General features: G+C 61.6%; 18 protein-coding genes. 17 read left to right on the top strand and 1 reads right to left on the bottom strand.

What is annotated here, in order from left to right; all coding sequences use genetic code 11:
• The 9 genes from rsmH (at position 1) to ACR0DO_RS03105 (ending at position 9,511) form a co-directional block, all read left to right on the top strand.
• Complete coding sequence (rsmH, locus tag ACR0DO_RS03145; protein ID WP_480556681.1) at positions 1–993, top strand: 16S rRNA (cytosine(1402)-N(4))-methyltransferase RsmH; 993 nt, start codon at positions 1–3, stop codon at positions 991–993.
• Entirely contained in the window at positions 990–1,358 is a 369-nt protein-coding gene (gene ftsL, locus ACR0DO_RS03140; RefSeq protein ID WP_170441172.1) for a cell division protein FtsL, read from the top strand. The genes rsmH and ftsL overlap by 4 nt, the downstream gene beginning before the upstream one ends.
• Positions 1,355–3,142, top strand: a complete 1,788-nt coding sequence (locus ACR0DO_RS03135; RefSeq protein ID WP_170441173.1) for a peptidoglycan D,D-transpeptidase FtsI family protein — start codon at positions 1,355–1,357, stop codon at positions 3,140–3,142. Before ftsL ends, ACR0DO_RS03135 begins: the two co-directional genes overlap by 4 nt.
• Before the next feature lie 21 nt (positions 3,143–3,163).
• Positions 3,164–3,469 carry a hypothetical protein gene (locus tag ACR0DO_RS03130; protein WP_480556679.1) on the top strand — a complete coding sequence of 102 codons (306 nt, stop codon included), beginning with the start codon at positions 3,164–3,166 and terminating at the stop codon, positions 3,467–3,469.
• Between the two features lie 32 nt (positions 3,470–3,501).
• Entirely contained in the window at positions 3,502–4,983 is a 1,482-nt protein-coding gene (locus ACR0DO_RS03125; RefSeq protein WP_480556678.1) for a UDP-N-acetylmuramoyl-L-alanyl-D-glutamate--2,6-diaminopimelate ligase, read from the top strand.
• On the top strand, positions 4,980–6,374 hold the full coding sequence (locus tag ACR0DO_RS03120; RefSeq protein ID WP_480556676.1) for a UDP-N-acetylmuramoyl-tripeptide--D-alanyl-D-alanine ligase: 1,395 nt from the start codon (positions 4,980–4,982) through the stop codon (positions 6,372–6,374). Before ACR0DO_RS03125 ends, ACR0DO_RS03120 begins: the two co-directional genes overlap by 4 nt.
• Before the next feature lie 24 nt (positions 6,375–6,398).
• Positions 6,399–7,481: a phospho-N-acetylmuramoyl-pentapeptide-transferase gene (gene mraY / locus ACR0DO_RS03115; RefSeq protein ID WP_170441181.1), complete on the top strand. Its 1,083-nt coding sequence runs from the start codon at positions 6,399–6,401 to the stop codon at positions 7,479–7,481.
• Positions 7,482–7,630: 149 nt separating this feature from the next.
• On the top strand, positions 7,631–9,031 hold the full coding sequence (gene murD / locus ACR0DO_RS03110) for a UDP-N-acetylmuramoyl-L-alanine--D-glutamate ligase (protein WP_480556967.1): 1,401 nt from the start codon (positions 7,631–7,633) through the stop codon (positions 9,029–9,031).
• A 105-nt stretch (positions 9,032–9,136) separates the two neighbouring features.
• Positions 9,137–9,511 (top strand): glycine zipper family protein, encoded by a 375-nt coding sequence (locus ACR0DO_RS03105; protein ID WP_480442620.1) that lies wholly within the window; start codon positions 9,137–9,139, stop codon positions 9,509–9,511.
• Here the strand turns inward: ACR0DO_RS03105 and ACR0DO_RS03100 are convergent.
• Complete coding sequence (locus ACR0DO_RS03100; RefSeq protein WP_480556674.1) at positions 9,508–10,686, bottom strand: BaiN/RdsA family NAD(P)/FAD-dependent oxidoreductase; 1,179 nt, start codon at positions 10,684–10,686, stop codon at positions 9,508–9,510. The genes ACR0DO_RS03105 and ACR0DO_RS03100 overlap by 4 nt on opposite strands.
• Positions 10,687–10,812: 126 nt before the next feature.
• Between ACR0DO_RS03100 and ACR0DO_RS03095 the strand changes: the two genes are divergently transcribed.
• The 8 genes from ACR0DO_RS03095 to murB all read left to right on the top strand — a co-directional run bounded on the left by ACR0DO_RS03095 (position 10,813) and on the right by murB (position 16,757).
• Complete coding sequence (locus tag ACR0DO_RS03095) at positions 10,813–11,106, top strand: antibiotic biosynthesis monooxygenase family protein (RefSeq protein WP_480556966.1); 294 nt, start codon at positions 10,813–10,815, stop codon at positions 11,104–11,106.
• Between the two features lie 168 nt (positions 11,107–11,274).
• Entirely contained in the window at positions 11,275–12,438 is a 1,164-nt protein-coding gene (ftsW, locus tag ACR0DO_RS03090) for a putative lipid II flippase FtsW (protein ID WP_170325742.1), read from the top strand.
• Positions 12,438–13,535: a UDP-N-acetylglucosamine--N-acetylmuramyl-(pentapeptide) pyrophosphoryl-undecaprenol N-acetylglucosamine transferase gene (locus ACR0DO_RS03085; protein WP_480556672.1), complete on the top strand. Its 1,098-nt coding sequence runs from the start codon at positions 12,438–12,440 to the stop codon at positions 13,533–13,535. The genes ftsW and ACR0DO_RS03085 overlap by 1 nt, the downstream gene beginning before the upstream one ends.
• Positions 13,532–14,941 (top strand): UDP-N-acetylmuramate--L-alanine ligase, encoded by a 1,410-nt coding sequence (murC, locus tag ACR0DO_RS03080; protein WP_480556670.1) that lies wholly within the window; start codon positions 13,532–13,534, stop codon positions 14,939–14,941. Before ACR0DO_RS03085 ends, murC begins: the two co-directional genes overlap by 4 nt.
• Positions 14,942–15,007: 66 nt before the next feature.
• The gene (locus ACR0DO_RS03075) at positions 15,008–15,253 is read left to right on the top strand and encodes a DUF2484 family protein (protein ID WP_480556668.1); all 246 of its coding nucleotides are present in this window, start codon (positions 15,008–15,010) and stop codon (positions 15,251–15,253) included.
• Complete coding sequence (locus tag ACR0DO_RS03070; protein WP_480556666.1) at positions 15,250–15,516, top strand: DUF2484 family protein; 267 nt, start codon at positions 15,250–15,252, stop codon at positions 15,514–15,516. Before ACR0DO_RS03075 ends, ACR0DO_RS03070 begins: the two co-directional genes overlap by 4 nt.
• A gap of 24 nt (positions 15,517–15,540) precedes the next feature.
• Positions 15,541–15,834 carry a hypothetical protein gene (locus ACR0DO_RS03065; RefSeq protein ID WP_421599343.1) on the top strand — a complete coding sequence of 98 codons (294 nt, stop codon included), beginning with the start codon at positions 15,541–15,543 and terminating at the stop codon, positions 15,832–15,834.
• On the top strand, positions 15,831–16,757 hold the full coding sequence (murB, locus tag ACR0DO_RS03060; RefSeq protein WP_480556664.1) for a UDP-N-acetylmuramate dehydrogenase: 927 nt from the start codon (positions 15,831–15,833) through the stop codon (positions 16,755–16,757). Before ACR0DO_RS03065 ends, murB begins: the two co-directional genes overlap by 4 nt.
• The last annotated feature ends 82 nt before the right edge of the window (positions 16,758–16,839 follow it).

The following is a 16,839-nucleotide window of genomic DNA, read 5'->3' as shown; positions in this document are numbered from 1 at the left end:
ATGGCCGGCGCTGAAACCCCTTCCGACAAACCTCATATCCCTGTTCTGTTGCGCCCGTTGCTGGCCGCCGTGGCACCGGTCACGGGTGTCTGGCTGGACGGGACGTTTGGGGCGGGCGGTTATACGCGCGGCCTGTTGGACGCCGGGGCCGACAAGGTCATCGGCGTGGACCGCGACCCGCTGGCTTTTGAAATGGCTTCCGATTGGGCAGGCGATTATGGCGACCGGCTGGTGATGCAGTCGGGTGTGTTCTCGCGCATGGATCAATATGCGCAGGGCTTGGACGGGGTGGTGCTGGACCTCGGTGTATCGTCGATGCAGTTGGATCAGGCCGAACGCGGGTTTTCCTTTATGAAGGATGGCCCATTGGACATGCGGATGAGCCAGGAGGGGGAAAGTGCCGCCGATCTGGTCAACACCGCGACCGAGGCGCAGTTGGCCGATATCCTGTTTCATTACGGTGAGGAGCGCGCCAGCCGCCGCATCGCCAAGGCCATCGTGAAGGCGCGGACTGAAGAGCCGATCACCACGACTCTGCGGCTGGTCGAGATCATCGAATCCTGCCTGCCGCGTCCAAAGCCGGGGCAGTCGCACCCCGCAACGCGCAGCTTTCAGGGGCTGCGGATCGCGGTGAATGCGGAATATGAAGAGCTTTTCCAGGGGCTTATGGCCGCCGAGCGGGCGCTGAAGCCAGGCGGTCAGCTGGCGGTTGTGACGTTCCATTCCATCGAAGACCGCATGGTCAAACGGTTCTTTCAGTCTCGGGCTGGCAAGACGGGTCGGGCCAACCGTTACGCGCCCGAAATGGAACAGGAACTGCCGCAATTCACGCTCAAGACCCGCAAGGCCGTGGGTCCGGACGAACAGGAATTGCAGGAAAACCCGCGCGCGCGCTCGGCCAAGCTGCGCGTGGCGGTACGAACTGAGGCTCCGGCGGGGGAAATTGAATCTCGCGCCATTGGGATGCCGCAACTTGGGGGAAGGGCGAAATGAAGAGTGTTTTGTATGTGTTGACCGCTCTGGCCGTGTTCGGACTGGCGCTTTGGGCGTATCAGGAGAACTACCGCACCCAGCAGGTTGTGAAGGAAACGCAAAAGCTGCAGCGCCAGATCGGCATGGCGCAGGTGCGGCTGGCCGTTCTGAACGCGGAATGGGCCTATCTGAACCGACCCGACCGGTTGCGCGAACTGGCTGACCTGAATTTTGAACGTCTGGGCCTGCTGCCGCTGCGGGCCGAGCAATTCGGCCGCGCCGACCAGATTTCCTATGCCGAGGACCCGGACCTGCCCATCGTCGACCCGATCGAGTTGCAGGCCATCACCAATATTCAGGCTCTGGGCGAGGTGCAGATCCCATGACCCGCACGCCCCTGCGCCCTCTGGCCCGAATCCTCGACGCGCGCGCCCGGGGCGAGAACCCCAAGGCGATTGAGCGCGAGAACATCCGCCAGCGTCACGAAGATATGAAAGACCGCGCCCGCGCCCGCGCCGAAGGGCGCTTGCTGGTGCTGGGCCTGTTCTTTTTCTGCGCTTTCTCGGTGGTGGGTTTCCGCATGGGCATGCTGGCCACGTCCGAGGCGCAGGAGCCGCTGGCCAGCGCCCCCGGAGCCGCGATTGCGATGCAGCGGGCCAATATCGTCGACCGGGAAGGGCGCATTCTGGCGACCAATCTGGACACATATTCGGTCTACGCGCAGCCGCCATTGATGATTGATCCGGTCGCCGCTGCCGAACAACTGGTGGCGATTTTCCCTGATCTGGAGAAAGAACGTCTGGTCAAGGACTTCACCGGCAATCGCAAGTTCCTGTGGATCAAGAAACGCATCTCGCCGGAACAAAAGCAGGCGGTGCATGACATTGGCGATCCTGGCATTCTGTTTGGCCCGCGTGAGATGCGGTTGTACCCGAATGGCCGTCTGGCTGCGCATATTCTGGGTGGCTCGGGGTTCGGTCGTGAGGGCGTCAGTGCGGCCGAGGTGATCGGTGTGGCTGGTGTTGAAAAACAGTTCGATGACTATCTGCGTGATCCGGCCAATGGCAACAAGCCCCTGCAACTTTCGCTGGACCTGACTGTTCAGGCGGCGGTCGAGCAGGTTCTGTATGGCGGCATGAAGATCATGAACGCCAAGGGGGCCTCGGCGGTACTGATGAACGCGCATACGGGCGAGGTGGTCTCGGCCGCGTCGTTGCCGTCTTTTGATCCGAATGATCGCCCGCGTCCGCCGACTTCGGGGTTTGATCCGTCGGACAGCCCCTTGTTTAACCGCTATGTGCAGGGCGTGTACGAATTGGGTTCGGTGTTCAAGATCTTCACCGCCGCGCAGGCCGTGCAGTTGGGGCTGGTGAACTCCGAAACCATCATCGATACCTCCGGCCCGATGCGGATCGGGCGGTTCCCGATTGGTGAGTTCAACGGCAAGAACTACGGCAAGATCAGCGTGGCAGACGTGATCGTCCACAGCTCGAACCGGGGCACCGGCCGGCTGGCGCTGCAGATCGGTGCGAAACGGCAGCAGAACTTCCTGAAATCGCTGGGCATGTTCGACCCGACGCCGTTCGAGATTGTCGAAGCCGCGGGCGGTGAACCGCTCAAGCCCAAGAAATGGGGTGAGCTCAGCACAGTGACCATTTCCTATGGCCACGGGCTGTCGACCAGCCCGATGCATCTGGCTGCTGGATATGCGGCGATTGCCAATGGCGGGCACTATGTCAGCCCGACTATCCTGCGCAAGAATGGCCCCCAGTACGGCCCGCGCGTCTTGTCGGACAGCGCAGCCACACAGGCGCAGAAAATGCTGCGCAAAGTGGTCACGGACGGCACGGCCAGCTTTGGCGATGTCGCGGGCTATGATGTGGCTGGCAAGACCGGCACGGCGGATAAGCCAAAGCCGCGCGGTGGCTATTACGATGACAAGGTGATCGCGACCTTTGCGACGATCTTCCCGGCTTATGATCCGAAATATGTGCTGATCGTCACGCTGGATGAACCGTCCATCGTAGCCTACGGCGAAAAGCGCCGCACGGCGGGGTGGACGGCGGTTCCTGTAGCCGCGGAACTGATCGGTCGCATTGCCCCTTTGCTGGGCCTGCGACCCCGGCTTGAGCCTGAGGCACGCGCTGCTATAACCCTGACCTCAAATTAGCTGTGAAAAGGGACGCCGCGGATGAGCGATCGCGACAAGCCAGAATACGATCCTGAATATTGCGGCGACCTGAATGACTATTGGGCTTCATCCGCTTCCTATTTTGAGCAAAGAGCCAAACGCATTGCGAATAGCGAAGCGAAGATGGGGCAGGTGCGTAACAGGCAGGATTGGTTGAAGGCTCTTTCTATATACCTTGCTGACGACGATGAGCATATCATTGATAGATTGAGAGAGATTGCTACCGAATGGAACGGCAGCGACAAAGAACGCAAGTTTATGTTGAACATTCTGGACAATGTGCAAGACCTGCGGACCCATTACTGAATCAGTCTCAGACATCCAGATAAGAGGTGGTTATGGGCATACGGAAAAAGAAACTCAGCCAACTGGCCCTGACCGCACGGGGTGGTGCAAACCCTGAGATCACCGGGCTGGCAGTCGACAGCCGTGAGGTCAAGGACGGTTACCTCTTTGCAGCCCTTCCCGGCACCCGCGTTCATGGCGCAGAGTTCATCCAGTTCGCCCTGCGTATGGGCGCTGCGGCGATTCTGACCGATGCCGAAGGGGCCGAGGTCGCTGCAGGAGAATTGGCAGCGTCGGGCGCAGCATTGATCGTGGTTGAAGACCCGCGTCAGGCGTTGGCGGGATGCGCTGCGCTGTGGTTTGGCGCTCAGCCGCAGACGATTGTGGCTGTTACCGGAACCAACGGAAAAACCTCGGTCTCGACTTTTGTACGCCAGGTCTGGATGGAGCTTGGTCACGCAGCGGTAAACCTCGGCACCACGGGGGTCGAAGGTGCTTGGACCGCACCGCTGGCACACACCACGCCCGAGCCGATCACCTTACACCGCTGCCTGGCCGAAGCGGCTGAGAACGGCGTGACCCATGCCGCGATGGAGGCGTCCTCGCACGGGTTGGAGCAGCGCCGTTTGGATGGCGTGCATCTGGCCGCCGCGGGATTTTCGAACTTCACGCAGGATCATCTGGATTATCACGAAACCTTCGAGGCCTATTTCGCCGCCAAGGCCGGGCTGTTCGATCGAGTTCTGCCGCAAGATGGCACTGTGGTCATCAACATGGACGACCCCAAGGGCGCTGAGATCCGCAAGGTCGCCGAGGCGCGCGGGCAATCGGTTCTGACCGTCGGATCGACCGATGCCGATCTGTGCCTGACGAACCAGCGTTTCGATTCCACCGGGCAGGACCTGCGTTTTACGTGGCAGGGCAAGGTGTTCCAGAGCCGTCTGAATCTGATCGGAGGGTTTCAGGCCGAGAATATTCTGTTGGCCTGTGGTCTGGTCATCGCTGCCGGTGAGGAACCCGAGCGGGTGTTCGAAACCCTGCCGCATCTGACAACTGTGCGGGGGCGTATGCAACTGGCCGCCACGCGTGAAAATGGTGCGGCGGTGTTTGTCGATTACGCCCACACCCCGGATGCGGTGGCGACGGCGCTCAAGGCGATGCGGCCGCATGTTATGGGCCGTCTGATTGCCATCGTTGGTGCGGGCGGGGATCGGGACGCAACCAAGCGCCCGTTGATGGGGCAGGCCGCCGCCGAGAATGCAGACGTTGTTTTTGTCACCGATGACAACCCGCGCAGCGAAGATCCGGCCTCCATCCGCGCCGCTGTTTTGCTGGGCGCGCCCGAGGCCACCGAGGTCGGCGACCGGGCCGAGGCCATCTTGCGCGGCATTGATGCTCTGCAACCGGGCGATGCCTTGTTGATCGCTGGAAAGGGTCATGAGACCGGCCAGATCGTCGGTGATCAGGTTCTGCCCTTCGATGACGTGGAGCAGGCCAGCATCAGCGTTGCGGCGCTGGATGGGAGGGTGGCATGACGCTTTGGACTGCGGCCGAGGCCGCCGAGGCCACCGGCGGACACGCTACCACCGATTGGGCGGTGAACGGCGTGTCAATCGACACCAGAACCCTCCAGCCCGGAGACCTGTTCGTGGCGCTCAAGGCTGCGCGGGACGGGCACGACTTTGTGGCGCAGGCCTTGGAGAAGGGCGCGGGCGCAGCACTGGTGTCCCGTATCCCTGAGGGCGTATCTGAAGACGCGCCTTTGCTAATCGTCGATGACGTGCAGACCGGGCTTGAGGCGTTGGGGCAGGCGGGTCGCGCCCGGACGGGCGCGCGCGTGATCGGTGTGACCGGCAGTGTTGGCAAAACCTCGACCAAGGAAATGCTGGCCTGCATTCTGGAGGCGCAGGGAAAAACCCATGCCAGCGTGGCCAGCTACAACAATCATTGGGGTGTACCCCTGACGCTGGCGCGGATGCCGCGGGACACCAAATTCGCGGTGATCGAGATCGGCATGAACCATCCGGGCGAGATTGCCCCGCTGGCGCGGCAGGCTCGCCCGCATGTGGCATTGGTGACGACCGTTGCGGCGGTGCATCTTGAGGCTTTCGAGTCGGTTGCCGGCATCGCCCATGAAAAGGCCGCGATCTTCGAAGGGCTTGAGGCCGGCGGCGCGGCCATCATGAATGCCGATATTAATCACGCCGACATCCTGCGCCAGACCGCGCAGGAACATGGGGCCGGGATCGTGGATTTTGGCCGCAAAGCTGCGGACTACAATCTGACAGAGGTGACGCAAAGTGCGGACTCGGTCCATGCCGGGGCGACCGTAGGCGATGCGACCATCACGTATGATGTTCAGTCCGCAGGAACGCATTTTGCCATGAACGCGCTGGGGGCTTTGGCGGCCTGTGTTGAGATGGGCGTCGATCTGGACGACGCCATAGCCGGGTTGCGCCAATGGTCTCCGGTCAAAGGGCGGGGCGTGCGGGAAACGCTGCCTTTGGTAACAGGTGGGCAGATCGAGTTGCTGGATGACAGCTACAATGCCAATCCCACCTCGATGGAGGCCGCGCTGGATGTGCTGGCGGCATCGCACGGCGTGCGCCGGATCGCGTTTCTGGGCGATATGAAAGAGTTGGGCGGGCAGGAAATTGCCATGCACGCGGGAATGGCCGATGTCGCGGCGATGATGCGTGTGGATCAGGTTCACTGCATCGGTCCCTTGATGAGGGCACTTCACGACGCCTTGCCCCAGGAAAAACGCGGGCTCTGGTTCGAAACCAGCGCCGAGATGGCCGAACGCCTGCCGGATCTGATCCGCGCAGGCGATACGGTGCTGGCCAAGGGGTCGCTCAGCATGGCTCTGGCCCAGATTGTTGACGGTTTGCGGAAAATGGGGCAAGGGAGCGCGCTTGAACCATGATTGCCGCCTAGGAAAGGTATTGTAATGCTCTATTGGTTGACCGCCCTGTCGGATGGAGGGGATTTCTTTAACCTCTTCCGCTATATCACCTTCCGTGCGGGCGGAGCCTTTTTGACGGCGCTGATCTTCGGGTTCATCTTCGGCAAGCCGCTGATCAACGTGCTGCGCCGCAAGCAGGGCAAGGGGCAGCCGATCCGGGATGACGGTCCCGAGGGGCATTTTTCCAAGGCCGGAACGCCGACCATGGGCGGTTTGTTGATCGTGGGGGCGCTGGTGACATCGACGCTGATCTGGGCGCGGTGGGACAACCCTTATGTCTGGATGGTGCTGTTCGTGACGCTGGCCTATGCGGCGATTGGCTTTGCGGACGATTACGCCAAGGTCTCGAAACAGAATACCAAGGGGGTGTCCGGCAAAATGCGGCTGGCGCTGGGGGTAATTATTGCGGTTCTGGCCTCGCTCTGGGCGACATTGCACCATCCCGAGGCGCTGCAGTACCAGTTGGCCGTGCCGGTGCTCAAGGATACGCTGGTCAATCTGGGTGTGTTCTACATTCCGTTTGCGATTGTTGTAATCGTTGGGGCGGCCAATGCGGTGAACCTGACCGATGGTCTGGACGGGCTGGCAATCATGCCAGCGATGATCGCGGCCTCGACCCTTGGGGTGATCGCATATGCGGTTGGCCGGGTCGACTTTACCGAGTATCTGGACGTGCACTATGTGCCGGGAACCGGAGAAATCCTGATCTTTACAGCGGCGTTGTTCGGGGGCGGGTTGGGCTTTTTGTGGTATAATGCTCCGCCTGCGGCCGTGTTCATGGGCGATACCGGATCGCTGGCCCTGGGCGGTGCGCTGGGCGCGATTGCTGTGGCCACCAAGCACGAGCTGGTTCTGGCCGTGGTCGGTGGTTTGTTTGTGGTTGAGGCGCTGAGTGTGATCATTCAGGTGCTTTATTTCAAACGCACCGGACGCCGGGTGTTCCTGATGGCGCCGATCCATCACCACTATGAGAAAAAGGGCTGGGCCGAGCCGACCATCGTGATCCGGTTCTGGATCATCTCGCTGATCCTGGCGATGATCGGTCTGGCGACTTTGAAGGTCCGGTAAAGCTCCCGCCAGGTTCGGCGGACCTGCGGTCCACCTGCCACCTGTTGGGCCCGGCTCGCGCTGACGCGCGAGCCTTTTGCCGCTCTTGCCATCGGTGATTTCTTCTGCGCAGTGTGACGCCAATTGGACGTCAGAAGAAGGTACGCGACATGATCCCGGTCAAAGGGTTTTCAGGGCAGAGGGTTGCGGTTCTGGGGCTTGGCCGATCGGGTCTGGCCACAGCGCGTGCGTTGCGGGCGGGCAAGGCCGAACCCGTCTGTTGGGATGACAACCCGGCGGCGCGTGAAACGGCCGAGGCCGAGGGGTTTACCTGCCTTGATCTGCATCGTCACGGGGCGTTTGACGATATCGCGTCGCTAATTGTTTCGCCAGGAATCCCGCATCTCTATCCCGAGCCGAACCCGGTTGTTGCCGCAGCGCTTGCGGCGGGGGTGCCGGTGGACAATGATATCGGGCTGTTCTTCCGGTCTTTTGCGGGCCCGGAATGGAGCAACTATGACACCCCTCCGCGTGTGATCGCGGTGACCGGATCGAACGGCAAATCGACCACGGCAGCCCTGATCCACCATATCTTGACCGAAGCCGGGCGCGAGGCGCAGTTGGCGGGGAATATCGGGCGCGGCGTGCTGGATATCGACCCGGGCGGGGATGGCTCGGTCGTGGTGCTGGAGTTGAGCAGTTATCAGACTGAACTTGCCCGGTCGTTGACGCCGGATGTGGCGGTATTCACCAATCTGTCGCCGGATCATCTGGACCGGCACGGCGGGATGGGGGGCTATTTCGCAGCCAAACGGCGCCTGTTTTCCGAAGGTGGCCCGGATCGTGCGGTGATCGGGATTGACGAAAAGGAAGGCGCGTTTCTGGCGGGGCAGTTGGCCGAAGGGGCAGCGGATGATCGCGTGATCCGCGTCTCGGTGGCGCGCAAACTGACAGGGCCAGGCTGGCAGGTTTTTGCGCGCAAGGGGTTCCTGTCGGAATACCGCAAGGGGCGACAGGCCGGGTCGATCGACCTGCGTCAGATCAAGGGCCTGCCCGGCGCGCATAACCACCAGAATGCATGTGCGGCCTATGCCGCTTGTCGTGCGCTGGGGTTGGCACCGCGCGTGATCGAGGACGCGCTGCACAGCTATCCCGGATTGCCGCATCGCAGCCAGATCATCGCTGAGGCGGGCGGTGTGACCTATGTGAACGATTCCAAGGCAACCAACGTGGACAGCGCGCTGAAGGCGTTGTCGGCGTTCGACAAGATCCGCTGGATTTGCGGAGGGCTTGAGAAAGAAGGAGGTCTGGCTGCACTGAACGGCGCGGCGGATCAGGTGCTCAAGGCCTATGTGATCGGGCGCGAAGCCGCGAATTTCGCGCTGCAACTTGAGGCCGAGGCGCAAGTTTGCACCACAATGGCAGAGGCCGTCACGCAGGCGATGGCAGATGCACAGCCGGGTGAGACCGTATTGTTGGCTCCGGCTGCGGCCAGTTTCGACCAGTATGACAACTTTGAACAGCGCGGAGACGATTTCACGCAAGAGGTTCTGACGCGGCTCGCGGGGTAGTCATTTGCAATAGACCGCCGGTTGGGCCAAGCTGCAGTGCTATCAGCTTGACGCGCCATGACAATTACGTTTGGCTCCGGGCAAATTCAACACGAGGTCATGACTATGCCATTTCGTAAGTTTTCTCTGATCCTGCCTGCTGTTTTGGTTGCGGGTGCCTGCACCAATACCGGCGCGAACTACCAGCCGGTTGTCGACGGTCCGGTCGGTCCGAACTACAACTTTGATTTGCAGCAATGTCAGCAGCTTGCTGCGTCACAGGCCAGCGTGGATGGAACCACTGCCGGAAATGCGGCAATTGGTGCAGCGGGTGCTGCCGCGACAACGGCGATTATTCAGGACAGCAGTGACAATCTGGGCCGCGCGGCGGCGGCAGGTGCGCTTATCGGCGCCGGTGCAGATGTCTATGCGAAGAACCAGAACAAAGAAGTCATCGTGCGCAACTGTATGCGCGGCCGTGGATACAACGTCGTAGGCTAACGGGTCGCGATGGCCGTTCCGGCGGCGTGGCCCGAGGACCACGCCCACTGGAAATTGTAGCCGCCCAGCCAGCCGGTGACATCCACCGCTTCACCAATCGCATAGAGGCCGGGGACATCCCTGGCCTCCATCGTTTTTGACGACAGGCCATCCGTGTCGATCCCGCCCAGCGTGACCTCGGCGGTGCGATAGCCTTCGGTGCCCGAGGGCGTCAGCTGCCAGTTGGACAGTGCCGAGATCAGCTCGGTCAGTGCGGTGTCGGACTGGTCAGCCAGATTACCCAGCATCGGAATGTGCTGGCTCAGATAGTCCACCAGCCGCGCGGGCAGGTGGCGGGCCAGTTCCGTTGTCAGTGCTTTGCGTCCGCTGCTTTGCCGCTGATCGCGCAGCAGATCGAACAGGGGCAGATCGGGGATCAGGTTGACCCGGATCGCCTCGCCCTCATACCAGTAGGACGAGAGTTGCAGCGCCGACGGCCCGCTGAGGCCGCGATGGGTGAACAGCAGCGCCTCGTCAAAGCTGGTGTGGTCATTCGACAGGCGCGCAGGCAGGGAGACGCCGGAGAGGTCCTTGAACTTTCCATCTGAAAAGGTGAACGGTACCAGCGCCGCGCGTGTCTCGGTCATCGGCAGGCCAAACTGCTTGGCGATATCATAAGCCAGCCCGGTTGCGCCCATCTTGGGGATCGACTTGCCCCCCGTGGCCAGCACCAGATTACGGCAACTCAGGCTGAGACGTTGACCCTCGCGGTCAACCTCCAGCGCGAACCCGGCCTCGGTCTTGCGCAGGCCCTTCACCTCGGTCCGCACCCACAGCTCGGCCCCGGCGCGTTCCATCTCGTCCAGCAGCATCTGGATGATCTGTTTCGAGGACCCATCGCAGAACAACTGCCCTAGCGTTTTCTCATGCCACGCGATGCCGTGGCGCCCGACCAGATCGACGAAATCCCATTGCGTGTAGCGTGCCAGCGCGGATTTGCAGAAATGCGGGTTCTGCGACAGGAAGTTAGTCGGCCCCGCGTACATGTTGGTAAAGTTGCAGCGCCCACCGCCCGAGATGCGGATTTTCTCACCCGCAGCCTTGGCGTGGTCGATCACCAAAACGCGCCCACCGCAATGGGCGGCGCACATCATGCCGGCCGCACCGGCGCCAAGGATGATCGTGTCGTAGGTCATGGGCAGCGCATGGCGTGAAATGGCGAGGATGGCAAGTGGAAGCCTGTTTAAAGGACGTATGGGCTATGTGGTAAACTCCTATCGTCAAGGAACCGAAATATGCCCATTGCAAAGGAGGGCGCCCCGATGATCATGCGCGTATTCCAAGTCACCGTTCGGCCCGGCAAAGAGGCGGAATTCTCGAAGTTCTTCCACGAAACCGCAATCCCATTGATGCAAAACACCGACGGCATTGTTCAGGTTCTGCCGGGTGCCGCGCGGCCCGACACCCCGCGCGAGTTCAGCTTTGTGATGATTTGGCGCAGTTTGGATGCGCTGAAGGCCTTCGTTGGTGATGACTATGAAAGCCCGCATATTGATCCGGCCGAGGCTGAATTGGTCGAATCCAGAACGATCAAACATTATGATCTTGTTGCCTAGGCGATCTGAAAACGCGCGAGCGGGAACTCGAGTCCAAGCCGTTGCCCGCAGGGCGCTAATTTCCGCAACCGGCCCGTCATTCCACTAGCCCAAGCGCCAAAATGCCTGTAGAGTCTCAATCAGACCCCGAAAACGGGGCGTTAACGAGGCAGAGAGTGGCGGTATCTCATGACTGAGATGGTGTATGGCGCGGTCCAGGACCAGCGCGGCGAACCGATTCTACCAAAGTGGTGGCGGACAATTGATCGCTGGACGATGTCCTGCGTGCTGATCCTGTTTGTCATCGGGTTGTTGCTGGGGCTGGCCTCATCGCCGCCGCTGGCAGGCCGCAACGGGTTCGATCCGTTCCACTATGTCGAGCGTCAGGCGCTGTTCGGCGGGCTGGCGTTGATTGCGATGCTGCTGACCTCGATGATGTCGCCGACGCTGGTGCGGCGTCTGGCGGTGCTGGGCTTTCTGGGCGCGTTTGTGGCGCTGGCCTTTCTGCCGGTCTTCGGCACCGATTTCGGCAAGGGTGCGGTGCGGTGGTACTCGCTGGGCTTTGCATCGCTGCAGCCGTCCGAGTTTCTGAAGCCCGGCTTTGTGGTCGTGGCCGCATGGCTGCTGGCCGCGTCGCAAGAGATCAATGGCCCTCCGGGGCGGTTGTGGTCCTTTGCGCTGTGTATGGCTATCGTAGGGATGCTGGTGCTGCAGCCCGATTTCGGTCAGGCCTGTCTGATCCTGTTCGGTTGGGGTGTGATGTATTTCGTGGCCGGCGCGCCGATGCTGCTGCTGGTGGGCATGGCCGGTGCGGTGGTGCTGGGCGGTATGTTCGCCTATTCCAATTCGGAACACTTTGCGCGCCGGATTGATGGCTTTCTGAACCAGGAGGTCGATCCGACCACTCAGATCGGTTACGCAACCAACGCCATCCGCGAAGGTGGCCTGTTTGGCGTTGGCGTGGGTGAAGGACAGGTGAAGTGGTCTCTGCCCGATGCGCATACGGATTTCATCATCGCTGTCGCGGCCGAGGAATTCGGCCTGATCCTGGTGTTGATCATCATCGCGCTGTATTCGATCATCGTGGTGCGCTCTTTGCTGCGTCTGATGAAGGAACGTGACATGTTCATCCGTCTGGCGGGTACCGGTCTGGCCTGTATGTTCGGCGTTCAGGCGATGATCAACATGGGCGTCGCGGTACGCCTGCTGCCCGCGAAGGGCATGACGCTGCCGTTTGTCAGCTATGGCGGGTCGTCGCTGATTGCGGGCGGCATTGCGGTTGGGATGCTATTGGCGTTCACCCGGACCCGCCCACAGGGCGAGCTTGGCGATATTCTGCGCGGACGAGGTTGATGACCAAACCCTATCTACTGATTGCGGCGGGCGGCACCGGGGGCCACATGTTCCCGGCGCAGGCCCTGGCCGAGGCAATGCTGCAAAAGGGCTGGCGTGTGCGCCTGTCCACTGACGCGCGCGGTGCGCGCTATACCAGCGGTTTTCCGCACTCGACCGAGATTGTCGAGGCGTCGTCGGCCACTTTTGCCCGCGGCGGTTTGGCGGCAAAAGCACTGGTTGGGCCGAAGATTGCCGCCGGTGTGACTGGCATGGCCGTCCAGATGATGCGCGACCGCCCGGATGTGGTGGTGGGCTTTGGCGGCTACCCCTCGATCCCGGCGCTGGGCGCGGCGACGATGCTAAAAATCCCGCGCATGATCCACGAGCAGAACGGCATTCTGGGTCGGGTGAACCAGCTGTTCGCAACCCGCGTGTCACAGGTGGCCTGCGGTATCTGGCCGACTGACCTGCCCGACGGGGCCAAGGGCGTCCATACCGGCAACCCCGTTCGCGCGGCAGTGTTGGAACGTGCGGCGGCCGGGTATATCCCGCCCGGCGACTACCCGATGTCGATCCTGGTGATGGGTGGCTCGCAAGGTGCGCGCATTCTCAGCGATATGGTGCCGGGTGCGATTGCTGCCTTGCCCGAAGCGCTGCGCGATCATATTCGTGTCGCCCATCAGGCCCGCGACGAGGACGGAGAGCGGGTCACCGCCTTTTACGCCGATCACGGCATCCGGGCCGAGGTCAAACCGTTCTTTCAGGACGTTCCTCGGCGTATGTCCGACGCGCAGCTTGTCATTTCACGTTCGGGTGCGTCCAGCGTCGCCGATATCTCGGTGATCGGGCGGCCTTCGATCTTGATCCCGTTTGCCGCGGCCGCTGGCGACCACCAAACCGCCAACGCGCGTGGCCTGGTGCAGGCCGGTGGGGCGATTATGATCCCGGAAAACCTGCTTGACGTTTCCGCGCTGACCGAGCAAATCACCGCAGTTCTGACAAACCCCGAAGCCGCGCAAAAGATGGCCCATGCCGCCCTCTCGACCGGCGCGCCGGATGCGACCGAGCGTCTGGTGCACCTTGTCGAAGACTTGGCGCAGAAGGAGACCGCATGAATCCCGCAACCAAACTGCCGCAAGACGTAGGGCCGATTCACTTCGTGGGGATCGGTGGGATCGGGATGTCCGGGATTGCCGAGGTGCTGCTGAACCTGGGCTACAGGGTGCAGGGGTCTGATCTGAAGGCCTCCAAGATCACTGATCGTCTGGCTGGTTTGGGCGTCGAAATTTTTGTTGGTCAGCGGGCCGAAAATCTGGAAAACGCCGCCGTTGTTGTGGTGTCGACCGCGATCAAGCCAGGCAACCCGGAACTGGACGGCGCCCGCGCGCAAGGCCTGCCGGTGGTGCGCCGTGCCGACATGCTGGCGGAACTGATGCGCCTGAAATCCAACATCGCCATCGCCGGAACCCACGGTAAGACCACCACCACCACGATGATGGCCGAGCTGATGGTGGCGGGTGACTTTGACCCGACCGTGATCAACGGCGGTATCATTCACGCCTATGGCTCGAACGCGCGGATGGGGCAGGGCGAATGGATGGTGGTCGAGGCCGACGAGAGCGACGGCTCGTTCAATCGTCTGCCCGCAACCATCGCTATCGTCACCAATATCGACCCCGAGCATATGGAGCATTGGGGCGATTTCGACAAACTGCGTGACGGGTTCTATGAGTTCCTCTCGAACCTGCCTTTTTATGGTCTGGCCGTGTGCTGCACCGACCATGCCGAAGTGCAGACGCTGGTGGGCCGCATCACCGACCGCCGCGTGCGGACCTATGGGTTCAACGCACAGGCCGATGTGCGGGCCGTGAACCTGACCTACAAGGGCGGCGTTGCCCATTTCGACATCCACCTGCAATACGAAGATACGGTGATTGAAGGATGTACCCTGCCGATGCCGGGGGATCACAACGTCTCGAATGCGCTGTCGGCCGCAGCCGTAGCCCGTCATCTGGGCATGAAAGCCTCGGAAATTCGCGATGCGCTGGCCAATTTCGGCGGCGTAAACCGCCGGTTCACCAAGGTGGGCGAAGTCGATGGCGTCACTATCATCGACGATTACGGCCACCATCCGGTTGAAATCAACGCCGTGCTGAAAGCCGCACGTCAGGCGACCGAGGGCCGCGTCATCGCTGTGCACCAGCCGCACCGCTACTCTCGCCTGTCCAACCTGTTCGATGATTTCTGCACCTGCTTCAACGATGCAGACGTGGTGGCCATCGCCGATATCTTCGCCGCCGGGGAAGACCCGATCGAGGGCGCATCCCGCGATGATCTGGTGCAGGGCCTGATCCGCCACGGCCACCGCCACGCCCGCGCGCTGTTGGACGAGAACGATCTTGAGCGCCTGGTGCGCGAACAGGCCCGCCCCGGCGACATGGTCGTGTGCCTAGGCGCTGGCACGATCAGCACCTGGGCCAATGGTTTGCCGGCGCGGTTGCAGCAAAAACAGGCTGTTTGACGCAATGGACTTTCGGGAGACGCAACTTTAAAGTGTAGCGTCGCAACGTCCTCGGAGGGTCAACAGGTGTATTCAGTTGTGTTCGCATCCCTATGGGTCGTGGCTGCGACAGCCGTGGCCATGCTGCCGATGCGATTGCAATTTCCTCCGGGCATCGTGCTGCTTATCTCTGCACCCGTGCTGATTGTCTGGTTGGGCCATGATTACGGCTGGCACCTCTCGGTACTGGCGTTCGCCGGTTTTGCCTCCATGTTCCGCAACCCGATCCGGTATTACTGGCGCCGCTGGACGGGCAGGGAGGTGCAGGAATGAACTGGTCCATCGCTCTTGCCGCATTGTGGGGGATTGCCGCGAACGTGTTGGCGATGCTTCCCAGCAACGACAATCACTGGACGCGCGCCTATATCCTGATTGCGGTCGGTATCCCGATATTGGGCTATGTCACCTTGCAGAACGGCCCGTGGATCGGGTTGCTGGTTCTGGCGATGGGCATGTCGGTGCTGCGCTGGCCGATAATTTACCTGACCCGTTGGACAAAGGCGAAAATGCAGGGCATGAAGGCGGCCAACAAGTAACGACCGCATTCAGGAGTCTTCGCCATGGTCGACGTCGCCACATTCGCTTATTTGCCGCTGATCGCGCTGGTCCTCGGGGCCGCGGCGGGCTTTGTTGCCGGGCGCTGGATTGGCCTCAAGGGGCTGCTGTGGCTGATCGGGCTGACCGCTGCCGTCTCGCTGGGTCTGATCGTGATGCTGGCAGGCGTCAACACCGGCGAAGAGGAACAGGCCTTTGGCCCCTTCATCTGGTTGACCGGAGCGGTCCTGCCGTTCCTTTTGGCGGTCATAATGGGCGGCGTCGGAGGGCGCAGCCTGGCGGCACGGGCAAACACATGATCAATCCGACTGACGTCCGGGGGCGTCTGACGCAGGCCCGACCGTTGAACGACCTGACCTGGCTGCGTGTCGGCGGTCCGGCGGATTACCTGTTTCAGCCCGCCGATATTGAAGACCTGCAAGGTTTTCTACGCGACCTGCCTGCAGAGGTTCCGGTCTTCCCCATGGGCGTTGGATCGAACCTGATCGTACGCGATGGCGGTCTGCGCGCTGTGGTGATCCGGCTGGGGCGCGGGTTCAACGGGATTGAGGTCGATGGCAACACCGTCACCGCAGGGGCCGCCGCGCTGGACGCTCATGTGGCGCGCAAGGCGGCGGATGCGGGTGTGGACCTGACCTTTTTGCGCACCATTCCCGGCTCGGTCGGTGGCGCAGTGCGGATGAATGCAGGCTGCTATGGCAGCTACACAGCGGATGTGTTGCGCAAGGCCACCATTGTCACGCGACAGGGCGAGGTGGTGGACCTGACCCCAGAGGACCTTAATTTCCGCTACCGCCAATCCGATCTGCCGGAAGGCGCTGTGCTGGTTTCGGCCACGTTCGAAGGCCCCTCGGGTGATCCGCAGGAGTTGCACGACCGCATGACGGCGCAATTGCAGAAGCGTGACGAGACCCAGCCCACCAAAGACCGCAGCGCCGGGTCGACCTTTCGCAACCCCGCCGGGTTTTCGTCGACCGGCAGGGCGGATGATGTGCATGACCTCAAGGCGTGGAAGGTGATCGACGATGCCGGGATGCGCGGCGCGACGTTGGGCGGCGCGCAGATGAGCCCGAAGCATTCAAATTTCCTGATCAATACCGGCACCGCCACGGCCGCCGACCTCGAGGGTCTGGGGGAAGAGGTGCGAAAAAAGGTTTACGAAACAAGCGGCATAACGTTAGAGTGGGAAATCATGCGGGTCGGTGATCCGCTGAAAGAATAAAGCCACATCCGTCAGACCATAACAGGCAATTTCAGGCGGCGGATCAAAGGCATAAACGCAGTACGGACCACCACATAAGGTC

It is taken from the genome of Ruegeria sp. AM9, assembly GCF_056540565.1.
The sequence above is the reverse complement of the archived record's forward strand: the minus strand, read 5'-3'. Positions and strand labels throughout refer to the sequence as shown.

Excerpts from the sequence above, each read along its gene's own strand:
- ACR0DO_RS03125 (WP_480556678.1), top strand. The coding sequence starts at position 3,502 with ATGGGCATACGGAAAAAGAAACTCAGCCAACTGGCCCTGACCGCACGG.
- ACR0DO_RS03065 (WP_421599343.1), top strand. The coding sequence starts at position 15,541 with ATGGTCGACGTCGCCACATTCGCTTATTTGCCGCTGATCGCGCTGGTC.
- ACR0DO_RS03095 (WP_480556966.1), top strand. The coding sequence starts at position 10,813 with ATGATCATGCGCGTATTCCAAGTCACCGTTCGGCCCGGCAAAGAGGCG.
- mraY (WP_170441181.1), top strand. The coding sequence starts at position 6,399 with ATGCTCTATTGGTTGACCGCCCTGTCGGATGGAGGGGATTTCTTTAAC.
- ACR0DO_RS03120 (WP_480556676.1), top strand. The coding sequence starts at position 4,980 with ATGACGCTTTGGACTGCGGCCGAGGCCGCCGAGGCCACCGGCGGACAC.
- murB (WP_480556664.1), top strand. The coding sequence starts at position 15,831 with ATGATCAATCCGACTGACGTCCGGGGGCGTCTGACGCAGGCCCGACCG.
- ftsL (WP_170441172.1), top strand. The coding sequence starts at position 990 with ATGAAGAGTGTTTTGTATGTGTTGACCGCTCTGGCCGTGTTCGGACTG.
- ACR0DO_RS03085 (WP_480556672.1), top strand. The coding sequence starts at position 12,438 with ATGACCAAACCCTATCTACTGATTGCGGCGGGCGGCACCGGGGGCCAC.
- ACR0DO_RS03105 (WP_480442620.1), top strand. The coding sequence starts at position 9,137 with ATGCCATTTCGTAAGTTTTCTCTGATCCTGCCTGCTGTTTTGGTTGCG.
- murD (WP_480556967.1), top strand. The coding sequence starts at position 7,631 with ATGATCCCGGTCAAAGGGTTTTCAGGGCAGAGGGTTGCGGTTCTGGGG.
- ACR0DO_RS03130 (WP_480556679.1), top strand. The coding sequence starts at position 3,164 with ATGAGCGATCGCGACAAGCCAGAATACGATCCTGAATATTGCGGCGAC.
- rsmH (WP_480556681.1), top strand. The coding sequence starts at position 1 with ATGGCCGGCGCTGAAACCCCTTCCGACAAACCTCATATCCCTGTTCTG.
- murC (WP_480556670.1), top strand. The coding sequence starts at position 13,532 with ATGAATCCCGCAACCAAACTGCCGCAAGACGTAGGGCCGATTCACTTC.
- ftsW (WP_170325742.1), top strand. The coding sequence starts at position 11,275 with ATGACTGAGATGGTGTATGGCGCGGTCCAGGACCAGCGCGGCGAACCG.
- ACR0DO_RS03070 (WP_480556666.1), top strand. The coding sequence starts at position 15,250 with ATGAACTGGTCCATCGCTCTTGCCGCATTGTGGGGGATTGCCGCGAAC.
- ACR0DO_RS03100 (WP_480556674.1), bottom strand. The coding sequence starts at position 10,686 with ATGACCTACGACACGATCATCCTTGGCGCCGGTGCGGCCGGCATGATG.
- ACR0DO_RS03135 (WP_170441173.1), top strand. The coding sequence starts at position 1,355 with ATGACCCGCACGCCCCTGCGCCCTCTGGCCCGAATCCTCGACGCGCGC.